Here is an 11,795-nt window from a genome sequence, read left to right on the forward strand (position 1 = left end):
GCCGGTGGACGAGTTGGGGTCCACCGGCGGCTCCACCCAGGACCTTCGTCAGTCGAAGCAGACCACCTGTTTGAGCACGTCCCACTTGGTGAACAACACCTCGGGGGCGTCGAGGTCCTGGAATCGGTGCACTGCGCCGATCGCGGCGGCGAGGTCGACCGGACTGTGCGCCACCACGTCCACCGCGACCCGGAAGTCGGCGTCGCGGGTCTCCGACACGCCCGCGACCCGGATGTCGCGCTGGCAGATCTCGGCGACCGGCACCTCGCCGGGCCCGGCGTCGGCGAAGTTGCCCATCTCGATCACGGTGCCGCCCGGCCGCACCGCCCGGACCGCGCCGGCGAACGCGGCCGGCACGCCTGCGCACTCGACGGCCAGGTCGTACGAGCCCGGCTCGACCTGCGACGGCGTCGCCACCGGGAAGCCCAGCCGCTCGGCGACCTGCTGACGGAGGCCGTCCAGTTCACAGATCTCGACGTGGGCGCCCGCGTACGCGGCGACCGTGGCCACCGCGAGCCCGATCCCGCCGAATCCCACGATCAGGGCACGACGTCCCGACAGCGGTCCCACGGTGAGCGAGGCGGTGTGCATCGCCCGTACCCCGCAGGCGACCGGTTCGATGAAGACGGCCCTCTGGGCGGGCAGTCGGTCGGGCACCCGGAACAGTCGAGTGTCCGGCAGCAACTCCACCGTGTCGCTGAGGCCGCCGTGGATCCCATGGCCGGCCGACCCCAGGCCGTAGAGCTTGCGACGCTGGCAGTACATGCCGTAGCGCAGGCAGTGCGGGCAGCGCTGGCAGGAGATGCCAGGCGCGATAACGACCCGATCGCCGACCCGGACGTCCCAGTCCGCCACCAGCGGAAACTCCGGAGGTAGCGTTTCCACGTGGCCGACAATCTCGTGACCGATAACGGTTCCCGCCGGAGCTGGCAGACGGCCCTCAAAGAGATGTCGATCTGTTCCGCAGACGCCTACGATTTCTGGTTGTATTGAAGCGAATGCGGCATTTCTTGTTCGTGTGGTCCGTACAACGCCGTTGTTTTCGATGAGGGAAATCACTGTGACCGGATTTCCGTCTGCCACGTGCATCATCCTCGCATGGTTCGGCAAACATTCACCGCCATGCTACCGACGCCTTGATCGCCATTGACCGTAGTCGAAGGTTGCTTAGCGGAGGCCGACTCTAGCGACCGTTCTCGGAAACCGTCAAGGCGATGATTCGCCGGAATTGCCGAAACTCGGAGGTGTCATTACTGGTCGCCGCAGTATGGATCTAGCTCTCACTAGAGGTGTGGGAAAGATCACATTGTGTGGCCGTCGGCGCACACGGTACATGATGGCTGTGCCGAAGCCATCCCCATACGCCGCGCAGCTGGCCGGTTCCGGCATCCGCGCCATCATGGAGCGCGCGCGCCGCGCCCCGGGCCCGGTCGTGGGCCTGCACATCGGGGAGCCCGGCTTCCCCACCCCACCGCACGTCGGGGACGCGATCGCCGAGGCGCAGGCGCGAGGGGAGACGGGGTACGCGCCGAGCGCCGGGCTGCCGGCGCTGCGCGACGCGATCAGGGCCAAGTTGGCCAGTGCGAACGACCTCGCCCTGCGGTCCGAGCGGGTCGTGGTCACCGCCGGCGGCACCCAGGCGCTGCACCTGGGCCTCACAGTCGTCCTGCGCCCCGGTGATGACGTGCTCGTCCCCGACCCGGGCTGGCCGAACGCCGGCGGCATCGTCCGCCTGCTGGCCGCGCGACCCCGCGGCTATCCACTGCGGAAGGCCAACGGCTTCCTCCCGGACGTCGACGAACTGGCCCGGTTGGTGGGCCCGCGCACGCGCGCGATCCTCGTCAACTCGCCGGCCAATCCGGTCGCCACCGTGCTGGACGGCCCCCTGCTGGAGCGGCTCGTGCGCCTCGCCCACGAGCGGGACCTGTGGATCCTGTCGGACGAGTGCTATGAGGCGTTCACCTTCGACGGTCCCCACGTGAGCACGGCTCGGGCGGATCCGGACGGACGTGTGCTCACCTGTTTCAGCTTCTCCAAGACCCATGGGATGACCGGCCTGCGGGTGGGCTATCTCGTTCTGCCGGAGGTGCTCGCCCCGCTGGCGGTGCGGGCACAGGAGGCGATGCTCGCTTGTGTGGGAACACCGGTCCAGTACGGCGCCCTGGCGGCGCTGACCGGTCCACAGGACCACGTGGATCGCGCCCGAACAGCCTACCTGAGGCGGCGGGACGAGGCCCTCGAACTGCTGCGAGCCACCGCGGTCCCGTACGCCCACCCGGCCGGTGCTTACTACCTCTGGCTACGGGTGCACACCAGCGACACCACGTCCTTCGCGGTACGCCTGCTGGACGAGCAGCGGGTGGCCGTGGCTCCCGGCAGGGCGTTCGGCGACCACGGCGAGGGCTGGGTGCGCCTGTCGCTCGCGGCCCCGGCCGCCGACCTCGTCACCGGCATCGAGCGGTTGGTCGCATTCGGCGCGGAGGCGGGTTCTTCTCGGCACGCGTAATGCACGACGAGTCTTTAGGCACAACCACCCGGGCTGTCTCTATGACGCCGCAGGCCCAGCCGTCGCGATCCTGGTCGCGGTCACTCCACCCAGGGTCGGGCGCGCAGGGACGGCGTCGGAGGTGCTCATCGACGTGCCGTCGCATGCTGGTCGCCGATACCGGGTTATCGGCCGCGCTGTGATCGACTGATCATTTCTCGTACCGGCCTGCCGACACCACCCAACGCCAACCCCGTCCGGCATGGAGACATTCGCACGAATGACACATCGTCGCCTTCTGAACCGCAGACACGCCCCGACTGCCTGCAAATTCATGCTCATCATCCGGACCTCGACATTCATCGACAGGTGATGTCAGGTCTGAGACCCGCTCGGCCCCGGGCCCGTACTCGTCCAGCCGCAAGTCGCGCGTCACCCAGCGGCGATACGCGAGAAACGCCACAACGGCGTTGGTCAGGGCTTGAGCCCGCGGCTCGCGACGAACTCAAGGAAGTCCTGGGCAACGAGCTCGTCATCGCCAGCCTCGTGAAAGTGAAACCAAACCTGCTCACTGCAGTGACCGTCGATTCTCTACCTGAGTCAGGCCGGCCCGGAGGTCAGGTAAGCAGCCGTAGGGGACGCACGTCAATGGCGTCCATGCCGGCATCTGCCGCCGCGGCCAGTCCCTCGTCGCTGTCCTCATAGACCAGACACTGCCCAGCAGCGACGCCTAGACGCTCGGCAGCCAGGAGGAAGAGGTCCGGGGCCGGTTTGCCTCGTTCGACGTCCTCGCGTGTTACCACGACATCGAAGAGATCGAACAAACGGAGAGCCGCGGCCGTCGCGGTCACGGTCTGCCGCGCGCCGCCGGTGGCCAGAGCGGTCTTCCGATGGCTGCGGTGGTTCCGCAGGACCGACGTCACCACCTCGATCTCACCAACCTCATGAGCGCGCTGCAGGTAAGCGGCATCACGCCGGCCGGCGACTACCTCGGTGTCGACCATCACATCCTGTGCCGCTGCGAGCAGAGCAACCATCTCCCTGGTCGACATCCCAGTGCGCGCATCGAACCAAGGCTGCTCCAGCACCACGCCGGTCGGCTCGAGCGCCGCTCGTAGAACCTGGAAATTCACCGACTGGCTGTCGGCCAGCGTGCCGTCCCAATCGAACAGCAGCGCCTCGTGCCGACACGCTGGCTCAAGATCGGCTGCGCTCGTGGCTTTGATCATCACATACGCATGATCGCAGTCGGTCTCCTCCGTCTCGGCGGCACCTGACGACCCCGACGGAACAGCGTGTGCTCGCCCGCGCGTAGGGGGCGGATGACCAGGTCGGTCACGGGGAACATCCTCTACCGGAGAAGCGGCGTGCTTCCGTGGTTCAGCGGTCGCCCAGACGGGTCGGGAGCACAGACGGAGGCAACACCATCGCGCTCACCTCCTCGTCGCTACGGGATCCGGCAACACCTTGGAGCGAACACTTTGTGGGTTGTCGGGCAAAGACAAGCATGTTGACACAACGATGGGTGGCGGCCGCCGTGGCGGGTGCCACGCTGGTGGGTACCACGATTGCCTGGACCGCACGCAGCGGCGAAGCGACCGCGAAGATCGCCGCCCCACGGCCGGCGCGCGAACAGACCGTGACGCTCCTGACCGGCGACCGGATCATCGTCCACGGTGACAGCCGGCGCCTCGAGGTCGACCGGGCGCCGGGCCGCGAGAAGGCGAGTTTCCTGACCCGGTGGGAGCGCGGTGCCCTGCATGTGGTGCCGACGGACGCGGCGGCGCTGCTGGGCAGCGGCCGGCTGGACCCCCGGTTGTTCGACGTCACCCGCCTGCTCCGCGCGGGCGACAACCCGCCGCTGGTCGTGGCGGGCGACGCGCGGCGGGTACGTCCGGAGGGGCGCGCCGCGCTCTGGCGGGACCTCGCCGCCGGCCGGCTCTCGACGGTCCGGTTGGACGAGCCGGCTCGGGCGGCCGCGATGCCGGATGCCGAGACGTACGAGCTCACGGTTCGCTACCTGGACCGAACCGGACGGCCCGCGACGGACTACACCAGCTTCGCTCACGCGCTGGACGGGTCCGGCACCGAGGCGCTGTACGACTCCGGCGGCACCGTCACGGTCCAGCTGCCGCGCGGTCGCTACCAGCTCGGTACGTTCATCCCGCACGCTGCGGACGATCCCTTCGCCGGCACCATGCTGGTGCAGCCGGTGGTGGAGCTGACCGGTCCGCGGACGGTCGTCATGGACGCCCGGCTCGGCAAACCGGTGTCGGTCTCGGTGCCGGCGCCGGATGCGGTGCCGGGCGACGCGGTCATCGGGTACAGCACGAACGTGGCCGGGGAGGCCGTGGGCGGGGGCTTGATCGCCGGCAGCACCGAACGCCAGTACACCGCCCAGGTCGGTGCGCCCGCCGACAGGTTCACCGCGCTGGTCGCCGCCGGGTGGCGGCAGGCCGCCGAGGGCGACAGCGCGTACGCGTACCACCTGGCCTACTACCAGCACGGGCGGATGTGGACGGGCCTCGACCGCCACCCGACCCACCGGGAGCTGGCTACCGTACGGACCCGACAGGCCCAGACCGCCGCCGGGACCACGGGGCTCGTCGGCGCGTACTACGAGCTCCCCGGCGTACCGTGGGGCATGCGGTGGGCTCAGCCCGGCGCGGCCGGCCCCCTCCCGCGCGTCGCCACCGAGTACTACAACACCGACGCCGGCGTGCACTGGGAGGTCTTCGCCAGCGAGCAGCTAACCGGCGAGGACTACCCGACGACGCTGCAGTGGCACCACGCGGCGCCGGTGGCGTACCGGCCGGGCCGCGTCTACCAGGAGGACTGGAACAAGGGCGTCTTCGCCCCGGTCTTCCCGCCGCGGGAGCATCCGACGCTGTGGGTGACCCGGAGCGCCGACCTGATCATGGCCACGCCCTCGTGGTACGGGGATGCCGCCGGCCGGGACGGCTACGGCCCCGAGGACGCCACCTATTCGATGCGCCTCTACCAGGACGGCGAGCTGGTCGGCGAGTCGGACCGTCACTTCGGCGACTTCCCGGTGCCCGCCGAGCCTCGCCGGTACCGGCTGGAGATCGCCGCCACCCGGGGCCAGCCGCAGACGCTGTCCACCGAGATTGCGACTGCGTGGACGTTCGGCTCCGCGCACGTCGGAGGGGATACGCCGGTGGCGTTGCCGCTGTCGGCGGTGCGGTTCACGCCGGTGCTGGACGACCGCAACGTGGCGCCGGGTGGCCGGGCGTACCCGGTGCCGGTGGTGGTGTCGCCGCAGCCGGGTTCCGCGGCGGGCGCGCTGATGGAGCTGAGCGTCGACGTGTCGTACGACGACGGTGCCACCTGGAGCCGGGTCGAGGTGCGGCGCACCGGAGCCGGCGGCACCGCCTGGCTGCGCCACCCGGCCGGTCCGGGCTACGTCTCGCTGCGCGCCACCGCAACCGACAGCGAAGGCAACTCCGTCACCCAGACTGTCGTGCGCGCCTACCGGCTGCGCGCGGCGTGACGGCCCGCGAACAACCCGCGGGTGATCGGCGACAGCCCCGACAGCAGGCCACGGCGAGAGATGGGGGAGGCGGGCATGTCGGTGCTCACTGAGGCGTCGGACGCGGAGGTGATCGGTCGGGCGCGGCGGCACCCGGAGGCGTTCGCCGCGCTGTTCGACCGGCACTACCGGAAGATCTACGCCTACGCCGCCCGGCGACTTGGTGCCGGCCTCGCCGACGACATCGCGGCGGAGACGTTCCTGATCGCCTTCGACCGGCGGGACGGCTACGACCGTACCCGCGCGGACGCCGGGCCGTGGCTGTACGGCATCGCGGCCAACCTCATCGCCCGCCACGCCCGGGCTGAGGTCCGACACCTGCGCGCGTTGGCCCGCACCGGCGCCATCGGCGTGGTCGAGTGGGACGGCGACGCGGTCGCCGGCCGGCTCGACGCGGCGGCGGTGCGCGACCGGCTGGCGCAGGCGCTGGCCGCGCTGCCCGCACCCGAACGGGAGGTACTGCTGCTGGTGGCGTGGGCCGGGCTGAGCTGCCAGGACGCCGCCACCGCCATGGACATACCAGCCGGGACCGCCCGTTCCCGACTGCACCGGGCCCGTACCCAGATGCGGTCCGCCCTGGGCATGACCAACCTGAACCTCGACCCGGAGGTGAACGAATAGTGGACGACCTGCAGATCCTGCGCGCGTTGGGCGGCCCTGACCCGGTACCCGAGCTGGATAGCGAGGCGCGGGCCCGCAACGCGCTCCTCGCCCTGGCTCAAGCCGCGCCGGCCATGCCGGCGCGCACCGCCCGGCGTACCCGATGGGCGCGCCTGGGCTGGCGGATCGCGGTGCCGGCGGTCGCGGCGGCGGTCGCGGTCGGCGGCCTGGTGGTGGTGGAGACTTCCGGCCCGGTCACCCGGGACGGCCAGGTGGGCCCGGTGCTGCCGGTGCTGCCGGCTGCCAAGCCGGCCAACGCCGCGGAGGCCCTCGGGTACGCCGCGGACGCGGCCGCCAAGCGGCGCTTCACCACGCCCCGGTCGGACCAGTGGTTGTACCTCGAGACACGAACGACGTCCGGCAAGGGGCCGGGCGGGTTCGTCGAGAGCGGTCCCTACGAGAGCCACACCGGCCGGGTGTGGCGCAGTATCGACGGCAAGCAGGTGGCCATCTACAAGGACGGCAAGCTCGTCACCCATCCCAGCGCCATGATGAGCTTCGGGTTCGACTACGCGACGCTCGCCAACCTGCCCCCCGATCCGGACGCGGTGCTGGCCTGGGTTCGTGACCAGGTCGGCGGCATCGGCGGCGGCACCCGCGACGGCGAGGACGGGATTGCCTTCGCCACGATCAATGCCATCGTGCGGGACAACCTGCTGCCGCCGGCCGTTGAGTCCGCGCTGTTCCGCGCGCTGGGCAAGCTCTCCGGCGTCACGCTGGTGCCCGACGCGGTCAACCTCGACGGCCGGCCGGCCATCGCGGTCGCCCGCGTGCAGGACGGCTGGCTGCGGGACGAGATGCTGCTCGACCCGGAGACGTACCGGCTGATCGGCGAGCGGGCGGTGGCGATCGCCGACCACACCACCAACGCGCTCGACGGGAGCAGCCGGATCAAGAAGGGCACCATCCAGCGCCTCCTGGTGCGAAACGCCGCCGTGATAGTGGATGCCCCCGGCCAGACCAGCTGACCCTGGCGCTCCCATGGTCAGGGTTTCCTGACCATGGGAGCAGGCGTATTCCCAAGGTTTTGCGGGGTCGGCTGTCGAGAGTGGCAGCGATGAGGCCGAGGTCGTTGGTGTTCTCATTCGTGCCGCGCTCTGCGCTGCGATCGCGTCGCGGACCGCTTCAGTACGATCCGGCACGGCAGCCGGCGCAGCGAACCGGCTACACCGAGCCCTACGCGAGGCCGGGATCACGGCAGTCAGGACACCCTCGTAACGGAACCCGGTCGATCCGACCGTGACCGTCGGCGTTCGGGATCTGGCCCCGTAGTGGACGACCCGGCCGGTGCCCCGGACGGGCGGGTGCTGCGCAAGGTCCTGGCCCGGCTAGACATCATCGCGAGCGGCGAAGGTGCGACGGGTGCCGGCTTGGCACTGTCTCGCCGAGCCGCAGCAGGTCGTGGCCGACTGCCGCCGACCAGAGAAGCTGATGTCACCCTATCCGCTTCAGGTCGGCGTTTCTAAGCGACATCGTCGACCATTACATCGACCACGTCAGTCCATCGTTGCAGACGGCGTAGGACGTGGCCCGAGATCGATGAGATAGGCGCGGCTATTTCGTGATCTCGATTCCGGGATCGCCCCTCGGCCACGGCCCCGCCACCGCCTACGCCACCCGTACGCCGCCGTCAGCGACACCCGCACCGCGCCGTGAGCTCCGGTACCGCCAATCCTGGGCGAACCACCCAACCGCCTGCCGCCGTACCGCTTTCCGCCTCGCCCGCCCCGCGCGGACAACTCACCTCCGTCGGGACACCTCATCCGACCGGACCTACCCCACCACACCCCGACAAACCAGCGACACACCGACCCACAGTGGACGAACCTGGACTTTCGAGATCGGTATGCGGCGGGCGCATACCGCACAGCCACTTCCTGCGTTGGTCGTCGGTCCCGCTGAATGCCAGATTGGTGGCCATGCTCCGACCGCTCGGGCGGAGTTCCTCCTCGTCGTTTCCGACGCCTATCTGATTGGGAGCCATGAATGAACGCTCAGCGAATTACCGGACCGTTCCTGTCGGTCTTCCGCATCGTCATCGGACTGCTGTTTAGCTTCCATGGGCTGGGCGCGATCTTCGGCATCATGGGCCGCACCGAACCGGTCCCCTTCGGCGAGTGGCCCGGTTGGTGGGCAGGTCTCATCGAAATGGTCTGCGGCGCGCTCGTCCTGCTCGGCGCCGCTACCCGACCGGCCGCGATACTGGCCTCGGGAGCGATGGCGTACGCGTACTTCGTGGTGCACCAGCCGCAGGCGCTGTTCCCGACGCAGAACGGCGGCGTGGAGGCGGCCCTGTATGCGTGGGCATTCCTGGCGGTCGCAGTGCTCGGTGCGGGGCCGTGGTCGATCGACGCGCTGTGGCACCGACGGTCGGCGGAGGTGGTTCCCGCCTGATGGTGACAGCGCCGGTATCAACTGGCCGCTGTTCCCCTTGCTCCTGCAGCCGACTCAACATTCCATTCCGTGCCCGGCCCGAGCCGGCGCCCACCAGAATGAGGAATTTTCGAAGATGCAGTTGCCAGATGGGCCCCGAAAGCACGTTGATGGAGCGATGAAGGCTCTCCCGCGGCCATCGCGGCCATCGCGGCCATCGCGGGCGTCAGGCGGTCACGGACCGATGTTTCGCGTCGGGTCGGCGGTCGCTGCCAGCCTGCTGGTGCTCGGGTTGACGTCCGGCGCGGCTGCCACAACGCCGCCGGATGATGCCCGGACCACGTCGAGTTCGTCCGGCTCCGCCACCGCGAGGATCGTGGCGGCGGCGAACGCGTTCCTCCGCGTCCTCGATGACACCGAGAGAGACGCTGTCCTTTTCGAACGTGGCGACACGGCGCAGCGGCAGCGGTGGTCCAACCTGCCGTCGCCGCTGTTCCAGCGTGCCGGCTTGATGGTCCGAGACCTTGACGAGCAGAAGGTCCGCGCCTTCCTGGCGGTTATGCGGGCGACGCTTAGCACCGAGGGCTACAGCCGCGTGATGGCAGCGCGGGCCGCCGACGACGTGCTGGCCGTCGGCAACACGACCGGGCTGGACTTCGGCAGCCAGTTCTTCTGGATTGCGATCATCGGGGAGCCATCGGCAACCAAACCGTGGCAGTGGCAGTTCGGCGGTCACCATTTGACGGTCAACGCCACCATCGAGGGCGACAAGCTGTCCTTGACCCCCACCGTCCTAGGCGTCGAGCCGGGGACCTACACCGCCTCCGACGGCACCACCGTCCGTCCGCTCGGCGACATCACCGACAAGGCGTTCGCGCTGGTCAATCTCCTGAATGGCAGCGCGAGGGGCAGGGCCGTGCTCGGCGACACATACATCGATGTGGTGCTGGGCCCCGGACAGGACTGCCGTACCCTCTCGCCGGAAGGGCTACCGGGCTCGGCGATGACCGCCGCCCAGCGCGCCACGTTTCTCACACTGATCGACGAGTACAGCGGACTGGCGCACAACCAGGCCGCCGCCGTCCGCCGTAAGCAGCTGAAGAAGGACCTGGCCGAGACCTACTTCGCCTGGTACGGGCCGACGACACCGGGTAGCGCGGCTTACTTCCGGATCACCGGTCCGCATGTCGTCATCGAGTACGCCCCGAACAGCCTGGGCGGCGGCAATGGCAACCCAGCGAATCACACCCACGGTATGTACCGCGACCCCACCAACGACTACGGTGGCACGGTCTGCTGATGAAGCGGCTCGGCGCGATCCTGTCCCTCATCACGGTCACCGCGCTCGCCGGTGTGCTGCTGCCGGCCGGTCCGGCGGCAGCACATCCGCTCGATGCCTACCTGCAGGTGGCTTATCTGGCCCCGGCGCCCCACACGATCGGCGTCGAACTCGCCATCTACCCCGGCGTACTCGTCGCACCCGCCGCCCTCGCCGCCCTCGATCCCGACGCTGATCAGCAGATCACCGACCTCGAAGCCCGTGCCTATGGCGAACGCATCCTGGGATTCCTTGAGCTTCGCGCCGATGGACAGCCGCTGCGAGCCGTGCTGTCCACGGTGGACGTGCCGCCATACCTGACCATCCAGGCCGGCTACGGCACGATCCGCCTCCACGCCGAGGCCCGTGGCGCACCGTCCGCCGCGGGCACGCACGAGATCTTCTTCCGCAACGACCACGCCCCGGAAGGCGCCGCCTACCAGGTCAACGCGACCGTCGGCAAAGACGGACCGGTCGTGCTGGGCGCCCAGCACCGCGACGCGACGCAGCAGCAGAGCCGCATCACCTACCGCATCGATGCCGCAGCGACGTCCTCCTCGATAGCTGCCACCGGCTCCCCGCACACCGCCGAGCAGACCGGCCGCCTGCTCGGCATCCTTGAGTCACCGACGCTCTCGCTGACCGTGGTGCTGCTGGCGTTCGGCTTCGCTGCTCTCCTCGGCGCCCTGCACGCCATGACCCCCGGACATGCCAAGACCCTCATGGCGGCATACCTCGTCGGCAGCGGCGGCACCACCCGTAACGCGTTGACGCTCGGCGCCGTCATCACCTTCACTCACACGGCGTCGGTCATCGGCATCGGCCTCGTCGCCCTGTTCGCGAGCCGCTTCCTCGTGCCCGGGATCCTCGTACCCATCCTGGAAACAGTCTCCGGCGCGCTCGTGCTCGCGATCGGACTGATACTCATCAAGCAGCGCTGGTCCAGCATCAGGAACCGGACACACGGTCACGGTCACGCAGGCGCCGGTCCCCACACGCACAGCCACGGCGGACGGCCACACACGCACGCTCTGCCGGCTGGCGGGGTCACCGCGCGCGGCCTCGTCGCCATGGGAGTCTCCGGCGGACTCATCCCCTGCCCCGAGGCACTCGGCGTCATGGTCCTGGCCGTCGGCGTCAACCGAACCGTTCTCGGCCTCGGCCTGATCTTCTCCTTCAGCCTCGGCCTCGCGGCGGTTCTGATGGGCCTCGGCATCATGTTGGTCCGATCCCGTCGGCTGATCGGCCGCTTCGAACACATCGGCAACCGCTGGACACATGCCCTTCCTCTGGTCAGCGCTGTCGTGGTCACCGGGCTCGGTATCGGACTGCTCCTCCGCGCGTTCGACGCCGGTGTCCCGCCTCTGGCCTGACCGCCCTTGGTCGGAAACGGCACCTCGCAGCGGTGG

The 11,795-nt window shown here is 69.6% G+C and carries 9 protein-coding genes; 7 read left to right on the top strand and 2 right to left on the bottom strand.

Translation table 11 applies throughout. The annotated features are described in order from the left end of the window. Positions 1 to 48: 48 nt before the first annotated feature. Positions 49 to 933 carry a medium chain dehydrogenase/reductase family protein gene (locus E1182_RS02115; RefSeq protein ID WP_243705984.1) on the bottom strand — a complete coding sequence of 295 codons (885 nt, stop codon included), beginning with the start codon at positions 931 to 933 and terminating at the stop codon, positions 49 to 51. Between the two features lie 409 nt (positions 934 to 1,342). Here E1182_RS02115 and E1182_RS02120 point away from each other — a divergent pair, with 409 nt between their 5' ends. Next, positions 1,343 to 2,506 (top strand): pyridoxal phosphate-dependent aminotransferase, encoded by a 1,164-nt coding sequence (locus E1182_RS02120; RefSeq protein WP_165942479.1) that lies wholly within the window; start codon positions 1,343 to 1,345, stop codon positions 2,504 to 2,506. 596 nt (positions 2,507 to 3,102) lie between these two features. Here E1182_RS02120 and E1182_RS02125 read toward each other — a convergent pair. Further along, positions 3,103 to 3,714, bottom strand: coding sequence for an HAD family phosphatase (locus tag E1182_RS02125; protein ID WP_132260954.1), 612 nt, complete (start codon positions 3,712 to 3,714; stop codon positions 3,103 to 3,105). Positions 3,715 to 4,040: 326 nt separating this feature from the next. On the opposite strand from E1182_RS02125, the gene E1182_RS02130 reads away from it, so the two are divergent. The 6 genes from E1182_RS02130 to E1182_RS02155 all read left to right on the top strand — a co-directional run bounded on the left by E1182_RS02130 (position 4,041) and on the right by E1182_RS02155 (position 11,759). Beyond that, positions 4,041 to 5,996 (top strand): hypothetical protein, encoded by a 1,956-nt coding sequence (locus E1182_RS02130; RefSeq protein ID WP_132260911.1) that lies wholly within the window; start codon positions 4,041 to 4,043, stop codon positions 5,994 to 5,996. A 75-nt stretch (positions 5,997 to 6,071) separates the two neighbouring features. Continuing rightward, positions 6,072 to 6,656: an RNA polymerase sigma factor gene (locus E1182_RS02135; protein WP_132260912.1), complete on the top strand. Its 585-nt coding sequence runs from the start codon at positions 6,072 to 6,074 to the stop codon at positions 6,654 to 6,656. Then, entirely contained in the window at positions 6,656 to 7,663 is a 1,008-nt protein-coding gene (locus E1182_RS02140) for a CU044_5270 family protein (protein ID WP_132260913.1), read from the top strand. Before E1182_RS02135 ends, E1182_RS02140 begins: the two co-directional genes overlap by 1 nt. Before the next feature lie 1,018 nt (positions 7,664 to 8,681). Next, positions 8,682 to 9,089, top strand: a complete 408-nt coding sequence (locus E1182_RS02145; RefSeq protein WP_132260914.1) for a DoxX family protein — start codon at positions 8,682 to 8,684, stop codon at positions 9,087 to 9,089. Positions 9,090 to 9,126: 37 nt separating this feature from the next. After that, on the top strand, positions 9,127 to 10,368 hold the full coding sequence (locus tag E1182_RS02150) for a DUF3500 domain-containing protein (RefSeq protein WP_132260915.1): 1,242 nt from the start codon (positions 9,127 to 9,129) through the stop codon (positions 10,366 to 10,368). Further along, a complete protein-coding gene (locus E1182_RS02155; RefSeq protein WP_132260916.1) occupies positions 10,368 to 11,759 on the top strand; it encodes a nickel/cobalt transporter in 1,392 nt (463 codons plus the stop codon). Before E1182_RS02150 ends, E1182_RS02155 begins: the two co-directional genes overlap by 1 nt. The last annotated feature ends 36 nt before the right edge of the window (positions 11,760 to 11,795 follow it).

Origin of the sequence: Micromonospora sp. KC721 (genome assembly GCF_004348355.1) — a bacterium.
In the GTDB taxonomy this organism is placed as follows: Bacteria; Actinomycetota; Actinomycetes; order Mycobacteriales; family Micromonosporaceae; genus Micromonospora.